Below are 20,340 nucleotides of genomic sequence, written 5' to 3'. Positions count from 1 at the left end.
ATCTCGTTAAGAAAAACCCAGCCGAAGTCTGCCCGTTTTCACGTAGGATGATATTGCTGACTCACTCAATCCCTATCAACCGAACGGACTGCGATGTCTTGAATTTTCTTTGACAAAAACGTTGATCGTATCTCAGGTACTTTCATTTCCTTCTTAAAGCGAAGTTCAGATTAATTATGCAGGTCGCCTTCAAAGGAAACCTGCATACTTTAAGAATTAAAAATGAAACATCAACCCTGATTTTTTCTCTTGGTAAAAGCCGGGACAGGCTCAGGTGTCGGGACAGAGCTATCACAATTATAATGCTCTCCTGTTAGTCCTATTTTTTTACAGGCAATAGACAAAACATCATTAGGTGTTGCCCACTCATCTTTCCAGTTATTTCCGTCATAACGTTCCTTTTTAAACAGATCCCACATAATAAGGCCAGTTTTACCGTATTTGATCGTACCATCTAATATGCTGTTGAGCTTGGCCTTGGTGAGCGGTAAATTGCCGGTTGCAGGTTTACCAACTTCAAACCCCACTGTAATAGGCGGCAAAACCAATAATTTTTGCGGTTGAACTGATGCCTGAGCGTAATTACGCGCTCCTTTCAGTTTGACATGGAAAGTCACAACTTCATTACCTGATTTAAGCCAGTTAATATATTGACCATAATAATACTTAACTTGTCCGGGCAGATCACAAGGAATATAAGTTTCACCACCCCCGATAAATCCACAATCTTTTTCACTCAAATCATAGGTCATCACACCAATATAGCTGAGTCGGTTGATAATTTTGGGGTAACTCAGCGCGGTATTATAAATCAAACCATAGAGATTTCCCCCCCACCAGGCACCACCATAAATATCACTGTTCCTCGCGTTGGTTCCCCAGTTAGCAGACATATTCGGGATACCGCCAGTTGCAGGACCGGCGGTACTTAACTGAAGCGATGGTTTAACTTCATTAATTGAAGTGTAAAAAGACTTTAAAATAGCGGCGAATTTATCCACGGTTGCAGGCATAGCGCGGGGAATTCTTTCCGCGCCAGGGACAATATTCATTGACGCATCATAAACATAACCACCTAACCCCTTTGCTATTAACGTTGATGTCATAAGAGTTTCACTGTTGTTAGAGGGAACCTTGATTGAGTCAGGCGTTAATTTCCAGCTCTTTGCATTAATATCAGCGTGCCAAAACTCTTCATAATCCACATCAATCCCTGCTACATCTAAATCGGCAGCCAAATTAACAATGTTTCTATACACACCATCTGCTGCCTTACCCGTAATACTACTATCAAAACGAGGAATCTTAGTCATTGGATTGGGGAAAATATCATAGACCGCCCCCGGTTCATTACCACAAGCGTCTTTTTTGTTGGCGGTTATATCATAAATTTTCGGATAACAACTAAAGTTCCATCCGCCTACAGCAATATAAGTACTCACTCCATGAGATTTTAAATCAGCGATAATACCTTTTAATGTCACAAAATCAGACCTGGCATTTTCAGCGTCTCTTGTACTAATGATTTGGCTAGAGGTACAGGTATAGCCAAATAACCCTGAACATTTCAGGCTGTTTTTCTCATAGTTAACAAAACTAGGCTGGACAAAAGACAATACCAGCGTATTAAAGTTACTCTTATTTTTAGCAATATCTCTGCTTAATCTTTTAAAATTATCCAGACTGGCATAATATTCTTGAGTATCAACCTGTGCAGCAGGTCCACTCAAATAATATGCTGATATTTTAGGATTGGCAGAAATAACATTTCCTGACATGAAAGATAACAATACCGAACTTGCTAATATACATCGGTTTAATTTGTATTTAGACATACATTTATCTCCACTTGGTTAACATTATTTTTCTGACTATAGCCAATGAGTTTTTATGACTCTTCATTGCCTTTTCATCATGAACTGTATAAGTTTTTCCCTAATAGAGCGTTAATATATTCAGTGTGTTATTATCGACTGTGATGCAGTTGCTGAACGGCTAAATTCGCATTAATTATTTCAATTCATCAATTTCATAATAGTATAGTTTTCACCGTTGTCCACAAAGAAAATAGAATTAGTTATAATAATATTCCATCCCATCTAAATAAAAAACATTATTATAGGACAATTCCACTAAATTATATTTACTTTAATTATTGCAGAAATCACCCCTTGGAGATAACTATTTATTTCTACCACTGAATGCTATTTGTTATTATATATAATTCCCATAGTGTGCACATAATAAGAGTCTGGCATTTTTCTTTGTAAGTATGGCAATGAATTATTCCTTCGTAGACATGACTATTCTCTATAATTCACTGGCACAAGATACTGGGAGACAAGCCTAAACACTGACGAAAAACAGTCGAACAATAGACCAACAAACCATGCCACATTAGCTATGCCAATAAATGTCCGGCCATTAACCACATCGCCTGAAACAATCGCTTATTAATTAACCACGGAAAACCATTGCTATAAAATAAACGTTCCCTGTTGTCAGACAAATCAGACCAAAAAACTTCAACAATTCTTCAACAAATTATAAAAAACTATAAAAAGGTATTATCTTAAATTTGCTGAATTAACGATCACAAACGTATACTCACTGTGCATTAAAACAAATCTGGAATATCAAGTAGCTTGTTAGGCGCTAAAAATGTATCCCAGCAAATGAAACAACAAAGTTAAAACACAGGAAAATTATCATGACACGTTTAGGCTTATCTATAACTGCATTATCACTGTTATTCTCTGGCGCAGTATTAGCCGCACCAACCACATCTGCAACCCAATCTTCGGATACCAAGGTTACATCTTCCCATATGGAGAAAACTAAATCAGGCAAAGCCACTTCTAAAGAAGGCAAACAACATCAGCATCATAAAGCGACAAAAGAAGCAAAGAAAACCCACTGAGTTCTCCCATCTTATCTGAGGCAACCGCACGCTGTAGAGATGGTTCTTTCAGTTACAGCCAACATCGTAGAGGAACTTGTTCCCATCATGGCGGTGTCGATAAATGGTTATAACACGGGTTTGATAGTGTAATAGTCGTAAATTCAGGGGGGACAAATCCCCCCTCAACATATAAAAGTAAATGGTTTAACAAGCACCTTCTGTATCGTCATCACCATAATATTTCACACCAATTCTGATAATATCCCGTCCCTGAGACTTACGGTGTTTATTACTGTCACGCAATGAATAGATACAACCGCAATATTCCTGCTGATAAAATCTTTCCCGTTTGCTGATTTCAATCATCCGGGCGGAGCCACCTTGCTTACGCCAGTTGTAATCCCAATATTTAACCCCCGGATACTGACTTGCAGCCCGTTTTCCACAATCATTTATCTGCTGCATATTTTTCCAGCGGGAAATACCTAAAGAGCTTGAGATCATGCTGAAATTGTTTTCATAAGCATACAAAGCAGTGCGCTCAAAACGCATATCAAAACACATCGTGCAGCGAACACCTCTTTCCGGTTCCCATTCCATGCCTTTAGCGCGTTCAAACCAGTTGTCGCTGTCATAATCCGCATCCACAAATGGCACATTGTGTTGTTCTGCAAAGCGGATATTCTCTTCTTTGCGGATCAAATATTCCCGTTTTGGATGAATATTAGGGTTATAGAAAAAGACGGTGTAATCAATGCCAGAGGCATGCAACGCTTCCATCACTTCACCGGAGCAAGGAGCACAACAAGAGTGCAATAATAACCGTTCCGCACTATCCGGTAACGTTAAAACAGGACGAACAAAGTTTTCCATTGGGCAGGCTCCATAATAATTATAAGAATTAATTATAAAAATAGTTATTTTAGCTGCAAATCTTTCGACAAGGAATTCATCCGATGGCTTACTTGTCTCTACAGTGATAATTAACTAAATTATAGACAAATTCAGATTCTTTTAACCAAAATAATTTGATAGGAGACCACGATGCACCATGCAATTTCCCTGCGTGACCTCTCTTTTCCGGCAATCATAGCCGGATTTGTCGCTGTTCTGGTTGGGTATACCAGCTCGGCGGCAATTATCTTTCAAGCTGCGGAAGCCGCAGGGGCCACAACCATGCAGATCGGTGGCTGGCTGAGTATGCTGGGGCTTGGCATGGGTATCAGCTCGCTAGGGCTATCGCTTTATTACCGAACGCCGGTCCTTACTGCATGGTCAACACCAGGCGCAGCGCTGCTGGTGACAACCCTACCAGGAGCATCAATCAATGAAGCCATTGGTATATTTATCTTTGCTTCTGTCCTGATCTTGTTATGTGGTATTACCGGCTTGTTTGCACGATTGATGAACTATATTCCACAAGCACTTTCCGCAGCAATGCTGGCTGGAATTCTGTTACGTTTTGGTCTTGATGCTTTTTCCTCGTTTTCAATCAATTTTGTACTGACTGCCGGAATGTGTCTGACTTATCTGCTGGCACGCAGATATTTATCACGCTATGCCATTGTTTTAACCCTGTTATCAGGGCTAATTATCGCCTCTTTACAGGGCGATATTCATTTTGAACAACAATCAGCTGTCGCCTTTGCTATCCCTGAATTTATTGCACCTAGTTTTACACTCTCTTCATTATTAAGTGTAGGCGTCCCATTTTTCATTGTCACGATGGCCTCTCAGAATGCACCCGGCATCGCCACACTGAAAGCCGCAGGATATCAGGTCTCGGTTTCATCACTGATAAGCTGGACGGCGTTAATCGCACTGATCTTGTCACCTTTTGGTGGCTTTTCCGTCTGTATTGCCGCCATTACAGCCGCTATTTGTATGAGCCCGGAAATCCACACCAACCCTAATCGCCGTTATATGGCCGCTGCCGCTGCGGGTGTGTTTTACCTGATCGCAGGCCTGTTCGGTGGCTCAATCAGCATGTTATTCAGCGCACTGCCCACTGCTCTTATTCATACCATCGCCGGATTAGCTTTACTTGGAACCATTTCCGGCAGCTTGCTCCAGGCATTGCAGAATGAAAAACAACGGGATGCTGCGGTAATCACATTTTTAATCACCGCTTCCGGCGTAACACTACTTGGCGTAGGCGCTGCATTCTGGGGATTAATCGGTGGTGTAATAACCATGATCCTTTTATCTTTGCCTGGAAAAAACAAGGACGCTCATTAAACGTACAGTAAAATTATAATCTTCAGCACCTTATAATATTTATTATCCATATGATATTTATTATCCATAAAACTTGTGATAGTTTGCCGGTGCTTCTGTACTCTGAAAATTATGATGGGACATCAACAACCTTAATCTATCTACTCGCAAACCGAGTTTTCTATTATGAAACTTTTTGATATTAGTAAGTTAGCTGTTATTTCATCATGTCTGGCAATCCCCTATAGCTATGCAGATGACCGCCCAATTCTTTCTCTTTCTGTCAGCCAGTCTGGTGGAAGTCAAACGACTGCTGATGGTAGTTTATCCAGAAAACCAAATAAGCAGGAATCACGTGTACTTCCTATTTGGGGTGATGAAGCCAGAGCCAGAGGCTATGACTTACCTGAGCCTTTTGGTGCCAGTTACGGTTATATGAATATGCGCCAGAATATCGTCGTAGACGATATTAAAATTACTATGCCGAAAAACCCAGACACTGAAGACGCACTGATTATCCAAGCAGGTAAAACCAGAGAAAAGAACGAATCACATGTACTCAAGCTGGATAGCTGGGTTCTGCCTTTTCTGAATGTTTACGGAGTCTATGGTTGGACAAAGGGAACATCTAAAACCAATCTGGATAAAATAGCATTCGAATTCTTTCCTGGTTATTCTTCTCCAGTAGCTGAAAATGTTCCTTTCGAGCTGGATTTTAAAGGTAAAACCTATGGTGGCGGTGTTACTCTAGCAGGTGGTTATAATCAATTTTTTGGCACACTTGATACCAACTATACCTACACTAATCTGGATATTCTGGATGGTAAAATCAGCTCTTTGGTCATCACCCCGCGCGTGGGTTATGAATTTATATTCCAGCCAATCATCCCAGGGCAAGGAAATACCAAATTACAGGTATGGACCGGTGGTATGTACCAAAAAATTACTCAAGAATTTGAAGGCAATATTAGTAACCTAGATTTACCACCCGTCTTTGACACGTTGGCAAGTGCACTCGAAGATCCAGACATGAAATTCAAAGTAAAACAGCATGTTGCTTCCCGCTGGAATAATACCGTTGGGGCAAGGCTGGAAGTCACACGCAATTTCAATCTACTGACTGAACTTGGCTTTAACAAACGTAACAGCTTCTATATTTCAGGTGAGTTCCGCTTTTAATGAAAATCCGCTGTACTCTATATGGGCTGGCTTTAGCCAGCTTTTTTATTTCAGATTTCTCATATGGTCAATTACCACTTAGCAGGGAAAAAATCGACGGCTGGCTGGAAAAATTAGGTGGCAGTAATACCTATGACAACAGTAAAGCCATTGACTGGGGCATTTTGCCGGGTCCTTTTTATACCCCTGAATTAGGCGCTGGCGTCGGTGTTGCCGTAGTTGGGCTTTACCGGCCAGATGATCACGACCATACCAGCCAGATCTCTTCCCTTTCCCTGAATGGATTTGCCTCTTCAACAGGTGCTTTTGGGTTCACATTTGATAACTACAGTTTTTTCGCTGATGATCAATGGCGTTTTTTTCTTTCCGGCACATTGAATAACGTTCCCACCTATTACTGGGGAAGCGGATATGACGCAGGTAAGGTAGATGATAATAAAGAAAAATACCGATCACAGGAACTGCGCCTGCAACCCAGAGTGCTCTATCGGGTTGCTGATTCCACCTATTTGGGCGCTGGCTGGGATTTTTCATCACTATATGCCAAAGATCCTGATAATGGCGCGAAAAAACTATTCGCCGCAGAAAAGGACGGACAATCCATATTAAGTTCAGGTGTCAGTGCCTATTTCAGTTATGATACACGGGATTTTCTGCCTAACGCTCATCGGGGACAAGTTCTTGATCTTACTTACACCCATTTTTCCCCGGCATTAGGCAGTGACCGCCGGTTTAACATCGTTGATATGCAATACAGCACCTATTACCAATTAAATGAAAAATCGGTACTGGCATTCGATAGTCATGGCCGTTTCACTGATGGTCAGGTACCGTGGAATAGGCTGTCGATGCTGGGTAGCAGCAACCGGATGCGCGGATATTATGAAGGCAGATACCGGGACAAAAATGTTATCAGCACCCAACTGGAATATCGACACAAACTGGACTGGCGACACGGATTTGTCTTGTGGGCGGGAGCCGGCACCATGAGCCATTACGCCGAAGATATTGGCTCAGGAAACTGGCTCCCCACCATTGGGGCAGGATATCGCTTTGAATTCAAACCTAAAATGAATGTAAGACTGGACTTTGGTATCGGTAAAAAAAGCAACGGATTTTATTTTCAGGTGGGAGAAGCTTTTTGAAATTGCGTTTATGGATTGCTGCTCTAACTTTAGTTGCAGGATGTCAGGGAACTTTTTTACCAATTGTACCAGTACAACCTGATCTAAATAGTGAAACAACCGCCGAAGCAACCCGTGCATGGCCTGCTCTTGACCCAATCCGCTCTCCCGACGGATTAAGAGCCTGCTGTGCTTTTGGTTATGATTTGAAAACACAATTATTGGCTATTCCAGTCCCTTTTTATCAAATAGCTAATGTGCTGGATGCCGATGATCTTGGCGAACATCATTATAACAATAGCTTTTTTGGCACCGTCGCTTCATTAACAGGAATCAGTAATGAAAAAGTAGGGATAATATATACTCGCAGAGGTGGATTCATTGATATTTCCCATGTGCGGGATACGGCTGATAATGCAGTTTTTCTATTCAGTCAAATTTGGCCTCGTCTTGGGGAAGAGTGGCAAATAGAATTAGGCAACGAATTGGCATCACGCCGCATCCAGTTTTATCAATTCACACCACCAGCTGCGATAGAACAACGTTATACCCTAAGTGCTTATCTGGCGGTAAAACTGGCTTTTGAACTTGCCGCATGGCATGAAATTGCCCAATGGTATGGTTACCAATCTGTACCGGGGTTTTCTGAAAAAGTCTCTGCGTTTTCTCCTGAAGATCTCTACTCTAATTTGCTGGGAGCGCGTCTTTCCCTTTCATTGATATTGGCAGGACAAGTACCGTCAATGAAGCAATATCGCTTATCAATGCAAGCTATTCTACCGCCTGCACTGCATGAACTAAAAGCCCTCTCCTCTGATGAAACCCAGAAAATGTTTGGACAGATCGATGGTATCTGGTGGGACAGTAAACGTCGTGTGCCTGATAAGCGCTTGGTTCTTCAACGTGATTATCATACTCACAGCGATCGTACACCGAATATGGTACCGTCAGAGCAGCAATATCCACTCAGGCTTACTTTGCCACAACAATATTCCGGCTACATATTATCTGAATTGGCCGAATTACAATTGTGGCCCAGCCACCAAATGAAAGAGCTTCCAGTACCAGAACGCTACTGGACTGTTCTTGATTTCCCACAATTAGCAGAAAAAGCGAAAGAGCAGCAAGAGAGTCATTGACCCCTATATTTCTACTGACTGCTCCTCTTCACAAAGAGGAAAAAAATCTTAGATTACTATTTCTCAAATAATAATCCCATTTGACTATAATTGATTATTACTTATCATTCTCATAATGTCACATCACAATATAAAATTAACATCATCTATAATAAAAAAACTATGCCAATCACAGTCAACAAAGAACCCCCCATTAACAAGACATTATTTCACAGAATAAAAAAACCGTATTGAAATATTTACAAAGATAAAAAACCAATAACCAGCTGATATAAAATAATTAATATTAAACAACATTTAAAAAATAAATAAAAAAATCACAAAAACATTAGCCAACAAAACAAATGCAAAAAGAAGTAAAATTCAAAAATGCCTAGATAAATAGATTTTAATTCCACAATATATTCAAAAACAGAGTATTTTTATTATCTTTACGATGCAGAAAGAGGTTTATTCTTAATTTAACTTAGATAATGCAAATATCTTCTTAAATAAATCCAACCTGTCTATAATGTATATTTCTAAGTTATAAACATGTATAAACAATATCAGCTTCATCTAAGCAGATAAAATAAGAACTTACATTAGAAAAAATTGAATTTATTCAAGCTGGCTTAAGTTACCAGATCATTTTCAACCATATAATATATTGATTTTCATTTTAAACTTATAAAATCAAACTCATTCTATAGATAGATACAGACATTATTTTTAAATCTTTCTAATGTATTAGGGGATTCAGGGCCCCTATCTTCACCCCCTGATAAGATCAATTAAAGATGTCCCTACTCCTGGAGAGGAAAGATGAATAAACTAGCGTTATCCACTGCCGCCGTTCTTATTTTTACCGGTTCTGCTGTTGCCGCTGATAATTCTGCCGGCGGTACATTACATTTCTCAGGTGCAGTTACTGACGCCACTTGTACTATTAACGGTGGCGCCTCAGCTAATCTGACCATAGTATTGGCGCCTATCTCAGTCACCCAAGCCGGACAAAAGGAAGGCTTGATTGATTTTGGTAAAAAAGCGTTTTCACTGGAATTTTCTAACTGCCAATCCAATGCAGTTGGTTTCGACCCAGCAACCTCCATGTTAAAAATCCACTTCTCGTCAGCACATGCCATTGCTAACGATGGTAAGTACCTGATGAACCAAGAACTGAATGCAAGTGGCAAACCTAAAAACGTCGGTATCGCTATTGTTAAATATGCAGAAGAAAATACCCCGATCATGCTGAATAAAGCTTTGGATACAGGAATCAAAGGCTCTACTCCAGCGCCTGAAGTTGTCGATTTCTATGCCAAATATTATAAAGTAGGCACTGCTGATGCGGAACCCGGTAAAGTAATAACAACGGTGACTTATCACGTTGCTTACTTATAATCATTTACTACAACAAATAAAGCCTATTTATCCAAATAGGCTTATTTACTTTGACAAAAATAACGTTATGAAGAAATTATTTCTAGCTATATTATTCTCGGTAACAGCTTTATCTGCACAGGCCAACATCGTTATTAACACAACCCGGGTTATTTATCCGGCCGGTAATAAAGAGGTATCTGTTCAATTATTAAATACAGGCGATCAACCCTCTCTGGTACAATCCTGGATAGATGATGGCGATCCTAATTCAACACCAGAAACAGCTAAAGTCCCCTTTCTGCTCACTCCCCCAGTAGTCAAAGTTGATGGCAATAACGGCCAGCAATTGAGAATAAAGCACACTAATAGCAACCTACCTACTGATCGTGAATCGCTATTTTATTTAAATGTTCTGGATATTCCACCCATTGCAGAAAACATTGCCGATAAAAATGTCATGCAAATTGCTATTCGTACCCGAATCAAATTTCTCTACCGGCCCGAAAAGCTCTCTATTTCACCTAAGCAGATAGAACAGCATGTTGCATTAAAACGCGATGGCAACCAACTAAAATTGGAAAATTCATCACCCTATATCCTGAATATCGTCGGTCTTAAATCTTCCAATGCGCAACCTAACTTATTAAATGAAGGAACCATCATCAAACCGTTCTCTTCTCATTCATTCAGTACCAATGAAAAAGTAAAAGCGGGAGACAAATTAACTCTGGCTATTGTTGATGATTTTGGTGCTATAAATAAATTAACTTTACCACTTCAACAGTGATATTACTGGCATAGCATAGAACATGATACGAAAAAAAGTTAGTCCGTTAACTCTGATAATCACCACTATCCTGTATACAGATTGCTTATGTTATGCCGCAACATTTAATACTGATTTTCTGGCCGGCGAATCTGCAAAAGCGGATTTATCCCGATTTTCTTCTGCTTCAGAACTACCCGCCGGCCACTACGGTATTGATATATACCTAAATAATGACTGGAAAGGGCGATTTGATATTAATATCCAGAACGATGGCAAAGATATCTACTTATTAAGTGAAGATCTGCCAAGGTTGGGGATAAAAATTGATACAAGTCAATTACCAGAATCAAACTCATCCAAAGGTGAAATTCTTCTTACTAAAGTAATACATGAGGGAACCGCTAATCTTGATGTTCCTAAACTCAGCCTGCATCTGGTCGTTCCTCAAGCTTATATTAAAAATGAACTGAAAGGCTATATCGATCCTGCCTTCTGGGACAGAGGAATTCCAGGCGTTATGCTTTCCTATAATGCTAACTATTACCATACTCAAAACAGGAATAAACAGAACAGTAACTATGAGAATGAAGATAATGCTTACGTGTCACTTAATAGCGGTTTGAACCTGTTTGGCTGGCAATTACGTGATCAATCCTCTTATTACTATACACGTTCAAGTGGCAATAAATGGAGTAATAATACCCGTTATCTGCAACGGGGCATTTCATCAATTAATGCAGAACTTCGCATTGGTGATAGCTATACATCAAGTGATCTGTTCGATTCTTTCCGTTTCCGGGGTATCAACCTGAAAACAGATATGCGCATGTACCCCGATGCCTGGCAAGGGTTTTCCCCTATCGTCCGAGGAGTTGCGCAAACTAACGCTCTGGTGAAAATCTCTCAGAATAATGTTGTTATTTATCAGGGCAATGTACCACCAGGCCCCTTTGCCATTGATACTATTTTACCAACAGGTTCGGGTGGAGATTTATTTGTCGAAGTCACAGAAGCGACAGGGCGTACCAACAGCTTTACCGTTCCCTTTTCATCTGTTCCTAATATGATGAAAGAAGGTCTTGGCAAATACGATATCAGTGCCGGCAAAACACAAATTGCCAATAGTCGTTATAAACCAAACTTTTTCCAAGCCAGCTATCAATATGGCTTTAATAATGTCCTAACGGGTTATACCGGCACCAACATCAGTAAAGATTATTACTCATTACTGTTAGGCAGTGGTTTTAACCTACCAATTGGCGCTATCTCACTTGATATTTCACGATCCAGTGCCAAGTTTGATAATAGCCCAACGATGAAAGGCCAGAGCTACAAAATGTCTTATAGCCGCTATATTCCACAAACAGGAACGAACTTCTCTCTGGCGGCTTATCGCTATTCAACTAAAAACTACCTGAACCTGCTTGATGCCATTAATCTACATGACTGGATGAGCAACGGATATAACCGACAATACTATTCTCACCAGAAAAACACCTTCAATATCAATTTGAACCAGAGTCTTGGTAACGGTGCGGGGTCACTTTTTCTTTCAGGGACATTCCGTGATTATTGGGGAACAAAGAACAAAAACAGAGAGTATCAAATGGGGTATTCCAACAGTCTGGGTAAAATCAATTATACCCTGACGGCAAACCGTGTCCGATACAATATCAATGAAACAGAAAATAAAGAGGAGCAGCGCTATTATCTGACACTATCTATTCCTTTTGAGCTGTTTGACTCCCCAGCCTATCTGACGAGTAATGTCTCAATCAATGACAAGCATTACAACAACAGTGATCTGGGATTGAGTGGCAGCGCAGGCCAGAACAACCGCCTGAATTACCACTTCAATATTTCAGATCAGAAAAGTGGTTCCACAACAACCAGTGCAAATCTGACCTATAAAACATCCGTTTCCACACTGAATAGCTCTTATAGCCAATCCAAGAGTTATCGCCAAATGGGGATGGGAGCAACAGGCAGTTTAGTCGCTTATCGGGGCGGAATTCTGGCCGCTAACCAAGTAGGGGAAACCTTTGCAATCATTGACGCACCAGGCACAGTTAACGCTTCTGTGAATGGAGATAAAAGCATGGTAACCAATAACAGCGGTAAATTGCTGATACCTTATCTTTCTCCTTACCGTAAAAACGCCATCATGCTGGATACCAGTGAAGTGCCGGAAGGGGCGGCTGAACTTATCGGTAACATCAGAGACGTTGCGCCCTATTCCGGTGCCATTACCCATCTTGGATTTAAAACAGACCAGCGAAAAATTTTTATTTTCTACGCCACTCAAGCCAATGGTAAACCTCTGCCTTTTGGTACTGAAATTGTCGATTCAGAAGATCACAGCCTGGGATATATTGGTCAGGGCAGTATGGTTTTCCTGCGAGTAGAGAAATTACCACAGCAAATTTATATCCGTATCGGTCAATCAGGCGAAAAGAGCTGCATCATAAACGATCCACAGCCTGAAATGGACTCAACCGCCAATATTTGCCGTTAAGGGAGAAAATAATGAAACTTAAGCTATTGTATCTGGCGGCTTTAATCACTCTGGGTGGCAGCAGTATCGCTTATGCAGACTGTAAACCCAATCATGCGATAACCGCACCGGCAATCCCAATTAATATGACAGATAATCTCTATCTGAACAGTAATGAAACTTGGCTATTGAGGACCCGGTATTCCGGCTATTTTACATGCACCAGAAACGCATTGTGGAAACAAAACTCTGTTGCTAATGGCTCTCCTTTTACCAGAAACAAGGTTGTTTTGGGGTTCAATGGTGGTAAAGATTATGTAGAAGTGGCTATCACAAATCTTTCTCCCAGCGGCACTATTAGTCTGGGAAACACGAATACAACATATCCGGCCAGCAAATTACAGGCCGAATTTACGCTTAATGTTAAGCTACTAAACGGCAGGCCAGGAGGTAATAACATTCACGTCTTTTCCGGCAATAATGCAACATTAAAAACAGCTGTTATTGCGATGGACACCACTAATCTAGGGATCCTTGACGCCATTGTTCGTTTTGCTACAGATTTCCTGACTTTTATTCTCACCTGGGTGTGGCCAACCCATTCTGAAGATATCTATTACCAACCGATCACGATGACTTTTGATCGTAAAGAGACAACTTGTAACTTCTCAAATGCGGGGTTAACAGTGAATCTGCCAAAAGTTAACCGCGCTACACTGCTTAACGGAACAAATAGAGGAGAAACACCTTTTACACTCAATTTTGCATGCTATTATCTCAAAAACGGTAAAACTTCACGTTCAGTTAAAGCCTACCTAAGCAGTAATAATTTACTGCCAAACGACAACCAAACGTTAATTGATAACAAAGCAGGTGCCGCTAAAGGCGTTGGTATCCGTGTCTCTCAACAAGGTAATTCAACACCCATAATTTTCAGCGCTTCGCAATCTTCCTCTCGCGGAGCAACAGAGCTATTCAGCGAAAAGGCCGGCAACGTTATCGATCAACACTTTACAATCAATTTTAATGCTTATTACTACGTTTATGATCCCCAAAACATCATAGCAGGGGAATTGAAAGCAACTTCTGTTCTGAACTTTGAATATAATTAATCAGGAGGCAAGGGAAATGTCCTCTATCTCTCTCGGCCTAATCAAAAATTTATGTTTCAATAAGTAACAATGTGTAACAAAGTGTTTCTGCAAAAAAATCCATTTACATTTACAACTCACTCGAAACTTATGTAAGATAATGATAATCCTAACATTAAATAATCACGCATACTCGCTTAATTTCCTCATAAAATGGTACGATTATATTAAAAACAGGGGAAAATATATTATTAATTATCAACAACGCAAAAAAATAACACAAAAAATATATCTTTAATTTTCATCAAAAATATAAACGAAACCATAAAAACCATGACACTAAAATATATAAAACAGATAACAATCAGGCATGTAATAATATAAAAAACAATAAAAAAACATAAAAAAATATTCAATTCAACATATTGACAAATAAAATAACAAATTAAAAATCAATAACATAAAAAAAAAACCCAAAGAGATAAAGAACCAATTATTAGATAAAAATATATTTATACCCAATGGGAAAATATAACAAACATAACTTATTCAATCAAAAGTAAAATATGAATTACATTCAAAAAATACTATTAATATAAAAATAAATGAAAAAATACTTATATTCCAAAAAAACAAATCATTAAAAAACTCTTATTCTTATACATACCTGTATTATTGTGTTCTTATAATATCTATCCAAAATAGAAAATTGTAACACATTGTTACTTATTTTAACTTAACATTTAGAACCATATCGAATATCCTGCACCGCGCCAATGATAATGAATATATTATAAAATCAACTCAAGTCTGACAGATACAGCTCAATTTTAACTCACAGAGAAAAAGCCATATCGGTAACAGGTTACCTTCTTATGAAAATGATACTTATTCTTATAGCAGCAATATTAATATCAATTAGTTTATTACTCGCTGCGGTGTTTTTACGATTGGCAGTACTATAAATAAATGGGATCGAACTGAGCTCAATAATTTTGGATACTCTACCCGCTGGTTTACAGATCATTTTTCTTTTAGAAAAAACCTCTCAGGCATGAAATGAACAAAACAATCATTATTATACCTGATGAATATCCCAGCCTAGGAAAACAACATTTTGTACAAAAATGACAGATAACTATCTATAAATTAATAAAAAACTATAGAATAAATTAGCAAAATAACAACTTTCATTACAGAAAATATATTTATGAATTACTAAAAACTCTAGCTATGCTGGATTTATTTTGCTAGCATCAGATTGTTTTTTATTCAGAGCAAACGAGGAAAAGCAATGCCCTCTCAAACGACGAGGACAACTGCCATCTTCGCTTTCTTTATTTCACTATTGTTTTCCGCTTTTAGTCACGCATCAACCAGCACCGCTAAAAGCATGGAGTATTCTCACAATGGCACACAAAGCAATTTGCCAGATTTGCGAAAATACCCTTCGGGCATCCCACGTAAGAAAGCGTTTTTAAATGTAGTTGTCCCTGTAATTGATAAACACAATCAACGAATTATGCAGGAACGGAAATGGTTACTGGAACACCAGAAAGCCAAACGTTGGTCCACTCAGGATATCAGGCTCCTGCAACGTATTTGCAAAAATTACAACGTGAGCTGTAGCAGCTCGCCTAAAAAAGTTAACTGGAACAAGCTACTGAGCCGTGTTGACATCATCCCAACCCATTTTGTCGCAACTCAGGCTGCAACAGAATCTGGTTGGGGAACGTCTAAACTTGCACAACAAAATAACAACTTGTTTGGTATGCGTTGCGGTAACAGCTGTAAGAAGACCCAAGGTAAGATAAAAGGTTATTCCGCCTATCCGACTATCAATGATTCTGTCGAAGCCTATATGAGAAATATGAATACCCATAACGCTTATGAATCATTACGTGTTTCACGCGCTAAACAGAGGAACAGCCAGGAATCGCTGAATACCAGCAAACTGATTGATAATCTTGAAGGATATTCACAATTAGGTTCTACTTACAACAGTTACCTGCATAAAGTGTTTAACAACAACAAAGGGCTTATTACCCAAGCACAAGAGTTCGCTAAAAACGACCATACCGAAGGTGCTAAATAAGTATGACCCCACATATATAGCCCCAGAAACCAAAATTATCCGTTTCATAACAAAGGCATGAAGCGGATGATTTTTTACGTTCACCAGCATATCTTTCTCATTGATAGAATATTCAGATTAAATATTATAATATCGCTCATTATTACCCTTGTATTGCAACAAAATGATTAGCCAGAGTTTAGTATGAATTTCTTTTCTTTTGAGTTTCTTGGGTCCTTTGTTGCCCTCTTTCTCTTGTATTGGATGCTACAAAAAAGCGCGAAAGTACAAAACTACTTGTTGATAATCGCAAGTTATCTGTTTGTCTTTTCTTTTAATCCACTTTTCGCCGGCATCTTATTTGGCTATACGCTATTTATCTATCTTTTAACAAACATAACTGGCAGATTTCTATCTGACCGCATCACATTTACCATTCTGACGATAGGTATTCTGGGATGCTTCACTGCATTCAAATATTACTCTTTCTTTCAGGAAAGCCTGCAACAAGCGTTTGCCAAATTTGGTTTATCCATAGATCTACCCATACTGACATTACTCCTGCCTTTAGGTTTATCTTTCTATGCATTTCATTCCGTCAGCTATGTCATTTCTGTCACAAGAAAAGAAATGCCCCAGGCATCATTCCCTGATACCGTTTTATACCTCTGCTTTTTTCCCAGTATTGTTGCCGGACCAATAAACCGGGCTAAAGATTTCTTACCTCAAATCCAGATTTCATCAAGAGTGATCATTGAACCATCAAGAGCAATATTGCTGATTGCATTGGCAATAACCAAACTATTCCTGTTCAGCTCTTATCTATCCGAAAATTATGTAAACCCAATTTTTGATGACCCTGCCAGCTACAATGCCGGGCAAATCCTGGTTGGTATTTATGCCTATGCCTGGCATATCTATTTTAATTTTTCCGGCTATACCAATCTTGTTACCGGATTAGCGCTACTCCTCGGATTCAGGGTATCTGAAAACTTTAATGCCCCTTATCTGGCGGAAAACTTACAAGCTTTCTGGCGCCGTTGGCATATCAGTTTATCTGAATTTATCCGTGATTATGTCTATATTTCTTTTGGCGGTAATAAGCAGGGATTTGTACGTAAAAATCTTAATTTGTTTGCCGCTATGGTTATCTCCGGTTTATGGCATGGTGCCGGAATTAACTTCATTATCTGGGGAGCTATTCATGGGTTAGGATTAATCATCCTCAATGTTAAATATCAGTTATTTTTCTCAAAAAACAAAAAAAACGAAAATACGCCCAAAAATCCAGTAACCTCATTTTTATCCAGAGTGATCACCTTCCACTTTGTCTGTCTGGCATGGGTTTTCTTCCGTTGCCCTACTCTGGATGATGCAATGATATTATTAAATCAATTGATATCAACAGATTTATTTCACTCGATAATAGCCAACGGTGGGTTGTTACTGATGTTCTGGGGACTCTTTATTATTTATCCGCGGCTGATTAATCTAAAAATAGCCGTTGGGAAAATTCATTCTCAGATTTCATGGAGATACTACCCAATACCATTAGCGATTATTCTGACTTTAGTATTTATGCTTTCACCACAAGGAATGCCAGGATTCATCTATGCTAATTTCTGAATTCAAATCCAATTTAAAAACTGCCGGACAAGTCATTTTTATCGTGGTATTAACCAGTCTGCTGTTAATCTGGCTGAATCATCGTTCACTGGATAGATTCTGGCAACAGAAATACCACCAGCAAAGCCTGTGGGCAGCCTTACAAGGTAATTCACTCTGGGATTTAGGGGATAATCTGGAACAAGGCCTACTCGCTGCGGGAGAAGCGTTCATCTTACATATTACCGGCAATAGCAGTGACAATTATCAGCCAACTCCCCTGGAAACGAATATCACCCTTCCCGCAGGTTTTCAGATCGGGCTGAGACTCCTGGGTGGTTATACCTCTCCTATGGCAAATCTTCCGGCAACTTTCCCTGAATTATTACAAAAATCCCCTCATACTAATTCTGTCGGTTCATCGGTGCTCCACAATTCAAGCAATAATGTTCATTCCAGTATAGTTATCACCAAAACCAATGTGACGCTGACAGCCAAGGATAAAGTGCTTTTTGCCGGAGACTCAATGATGCAGGGCATTGCTCCCCATCTGAAACGTCGGCTCTATCAGGATTACGGTATTTCAAGTATTAATCTCAGCAAACAAAGTACCGGGCTTGCTTACCCCGGTTTTTTTAACTGGCCGGAAACTATCAATAAGGCACTGGAAGCTAACCACGATATCAAGCTGGTCGTTATCTTCCTGGGGCCAAATGACCCCTGGGATATGCCACCACAACATGGAAGCACCTACCTGAAATTCGCAAGTCCTGATTGGGAAAGCCTCTATCGCCAACGTATCGACATGATCCTTACCGAAACACGTAACCACGGCGCTGATGTTATCTGGATTGGCCCTCCCAATATGCGACAGAAAAAACTCTCTGCTAATATGGAATATCTAAGATCACTGTATCAATCAGAAGTAGCGAAAGCCGGGGAAATCTACGTTTCTGTTAACGATATTTTTAAATACCATACGGATGATTATTCTGCTTATATTGGCGACAATAGTAACAAAATTAAACTCAGAAGCGGCGATGGTATACATTTTAGCTTGAAAGGCCAGCAAACTATCTCGGACAATATATTCTCATTGATTGAATTTATTCAGGAACCAGCCAAACAAAATGGAAAGACTTAAACAACTCCGCCGGCGATATCATTCTATCGGGCTTGGTCTGGTCATCATGCTCTCTTTAAGTCTGATATCATGCCATAAACAAAAACCAGAGCCATTGCCAACACAACAGCCGGCAAAAGCAAACCAACAGTTAACAGACTTTGGTGAACCTAATCTCACCTTACTGGCAGATAAACTTCACAACAGCCGCCATAATCAACTGCATTTTGTTCAGATAGGTGATTCCCACACTGCCGCAGACTTTTTTACCGGCAAACTCCGTTCTCTATTACAACAACGTTTTGGTGATGCAGGTATTGGCTTTATCAGCCCAATAAATGTGCCCGGCCAACGTAATGCGATAATCAGCATGACGGGCAATAAACAGCAATGGGAACTAACGACCAGTCGCAAAGATAATCAACCTGATTTCCCGCTCGGTGGTGCAATTGCAGAGCCCGATAGCCAAACGAGTCAATTAACTTTAGAACTGTTTTCACCATCTCGTAATCGCTATCAACTTAAAACGTTATACCAGGCAACGGGCGATTCTCAAATTCTGGTTCAGTCTGCAATCAAGAGAATACTTAAATTACCGGCAACTCACGGTCAATGGCAATTTTCCACAGAAGAATCAGTCACATTCCCGGTTAATATTATGGCGATACAAAATAATCAGTTAGAATTAGGTGGCTGGTTTATCAAACGTAAACAACCAGGTGTTATGTTGTCCGCTTTAGGTATTAATGGTGCAACCATTAATATGATCGATAAGTGGCAGCCACAATGGATTAATACATTAGCGCAAATGTACCCCGATATGGTGATCCTCGCTTATGGCACCAATGAAGCATTTAATGATTCTCTAGACTTATCAAGTTATCACCAGCAACTGGAAACCAAGGTAAAACAAATTCGTCATCATTTACCACAAGCAGTTATCCTTATTATCGGGCCAGGTGATTCCTTAAAAAACAGTCAAGCAGCAAGTTGTACATCACAACAACCAGCAATGTTGAATGACGTCATCCGTATTCAGCAAGAAGTCGCGCAAGAGCAGCACACACTATTCTGGAATTGGCGTAAATATATGGGTGGAGAGTGTTCAATTAGAAGCTGGGCGCAGCAAGATCTTGCGCGCCCAGATTATGTTCACCTTTCAGCTATAGGCTATGAACGCAGTGCTGAAGCTTTATATCAGCAATTAATAAATATTCTCGATCAATAAGCAACAATGAAGCTTCATTGGGAATCGTAC

General features: G+C 39.7%; 16 protein-coding genes. 14 read left to right on the top strand and 2 right to left on the bottom strand.

Annotation, left to right across the window (positions count from 1 at the left end; all coding sequences use genetic code 11):
• Window positions 1-230: 230 nt before the first annotated feature.
• The gene (locus tag VY86_RS11145) at window positions 231-1,835 is read right to left on the bottom strand and encodes a glycosyl hydrolase family 18 protein (RefSeq protein WP_046974994.1); all 1,605 of its coding nucleotides are present in this window, start codon (window positions 1,833-1,835) and stop codon (window positions 231-233) included.
• Between the two features lie 875 nt (window positions 1,836-2,710).
• On the opposite strand from VY86_RS11145, the gene VY86_RS11140 reads away from it, so the two are divergent.
• A complete protein-coding gene (locus VY86_RS11140) occupies window positions 2,711-2,920 on the top strand; it encodes a hypothetical protein (protein WP_046974993.1) in 210 nt (69 codons plus the stop codon).
• Window positions 2,917-3,033, top strand: a complete 117-nt coding sequence (locus VY86_RS23340) for a DUF3761 domain-containing protein (protein ID WP_081704206.1) — start codon at window positions 2,917-2,919, stop codon at window positions 3,031-3,033. Before VY86_RS11140 ends, VY86_RS23340 begins: the two co-directional genes overlap by 4 nt.
• Window positions 3,034-3,106: 73 nt before the next feature.
• Here the strand turns inward: VY86_RS23340 and VY86_RS11135 are convergent, their stop codons facing one another.
• A complete protein-coding gene (locus VY86_RS11135; protein ID WP_036844679.1) occupies window positions 3,107-3,775 on the bottom strand; it encodes an epoxyqueuosine reductase QueH in 669 nt (222 codons plus the stop codon).
• Window positions 3,776-3,946: 171 nt separating this feature from the next.
• On the opposite strand from VY86_RS11135, the gene VY86_RS11130 reads away from it, so the two are divergent.
• From VY86_RS11130 to VY86_RS11075, 12 genes are all read left to right on the top strand, one after another.
• Window positions 3,947-5,140 carry a benzoate/H(+) symporter BenE family transporter gene (locus tag VY86_RS11130; protein ID WP_046974992.1) on the top strand — a complete coding sequence of 398 codons (1,194 nt, stop codon included), beginning with the start codon at window positions 3,947-3,949 and terminating at the stop codon, window positions 5,138-5,140.
• 165 nt (window positions 5,141-5,305) lie between these two features.
• Entirely contained in the window at window positions 5,306-6,298 is a 993-nt protein-coding gene (locus VY86_RS11125) for a hypothetical protein (protein ID WP_046974991.1), read from the top strand.
• On the top strand, window positions 6,298-7,443 hold the full coding sequence (locus tag VY86_RS11120) for a BamA/TamA family outer membrane protein (protein WP_046974990.1): 1,146 nt from the start codon (window positions 6,298-6,300) through the stop codon (window positions 7,441-7,443). The genes VY86_RS11125 and VY86_RS11120 overlap by 1 nt, the downstream gene beginning before the upstream one ends.
• The gene (locus VY86_RS11115; protein ID WP_046974989.1) at window positions 7,440-8,561 is read left to right on the top strand and encodes a DUF4056 domain-containing protein; all 1,122 of its coding nucleotides are present in this window, start codon (window positions 7,440-7,442) and stop codon (window positions 8,559-8,561) included. The genes VY86_RS11120 and VY86_RS11115 overlap by 4 nt, the downstream gene beginning before the upstream one ends.
• 804 nt (window positions 8,562-9,365) lie before the next feature.
• Window positions 9,366-9,944 carry a fimbrial protein gene (locus VY86_RS11110; protein WP_046974988.1) on the top strand — a complete coding sequence of 193 codons (579 nt, stop codon included), beginning with the start codon at window positions 9,366-9,368 and terminating at the stop codon, window positions 9,942-9,944.
• A gap of 67 nt (window positions 9,945-10,011) precedes the next feature.
• Entirely contained in the window at window positions 10,012-10,713 is a 702-nt protein-coding gene (locus VY86_RS11105) for a fimbrial biogenesis chaperone (RefSeq protein WP_046974987.1), read from the top strand.
• Between the two features lie 22 nt (window positions 10,714-10,735).
• Window positions 10,736-13,210, top strand: coding sequence for a fimbria/pilus outer membrane usher protein (locus VY86_RS11100; RefSeq protein WP_046974986.1), 2,475 nt, complete (start codon window positions 10,736-10,738; stop codon window positions 13,208-13,210).
• 11 nt (window positions 13,211-13,221) lie between these two features.
• Window positions 13,222-14,301: a fimbrial protein gene (locus VY86_RS11095; protein WP_046974985.1), complete on the top strand. Its 1,080-nt coding sequence runs from the start codon at window positions 13,222-13,224 to the stop codon at window positions 14,299-14,301.
• Between the two features lie 1,273 nt (window positions 14,302-15,574).
• Window positions 15,575-16,375, top strand: a complete 801-nt coding sequence (locus VY86_RS11090) for a protein bax (RefSeq protein ID WP_046974984.1) — start codon at window positions 15,575-15,577, stop codon at window positions 16,373-16,375.
• A 183-nt stretch (window positions 16,376-16,558) separates the two neighbouring features.
• Entirely contained in the window at window positions 16,559-17,980 is a 1,422-nt protein-coding gene (locus tag VY86_RS11085; RefSeq protein ID WP_046974983.1) for an MBOAT family O-acyltransferase, read from the top strand.
• The gene (locus VY86_RS11080) at window positions 17,967-19,103 is read left to right on the top strand and encodes an SGNH/GDSL hydrolase family protein (RefSeq protein WP_046974982.1); all 1,137 of its coding nucleotides are present in this window, start codon (window positions 17,967-17,969) and stop codon (window positions 19,101-19,103) included. Before VY86_RS11085 ends, VY86_RS11080 begins: the two co-directional genes overlap by 14 nt.
• Entirely contained in the window at window positions 19,090-20,310 is a 1,221-nt protein-coding gene (locus tag VY86_RS11075) for an SGNH/GDSL hydrolase family protein (protein WP_046974981.1), read from the top strand. Before VY86_RS11080 ends, VY86_RS11075 begins: the two co-directional genes overlap by 14 nt.
• Window positions 20,311-20,340: the final 30 nt, after the last annotated feature.

This window comes from Photorhabdus thracensis, from assembly GCF_001010285.1.
Lineage (GTDB): Bacteria > Pseudomonadota > Gammaproteobacteria > Enterobacterales > Enterobacteriaceae > Photorhabdus > Photorhabdus temperata.
This window is presented reverse-complemented; position numbering and strand designations above follow the sequence as displayed.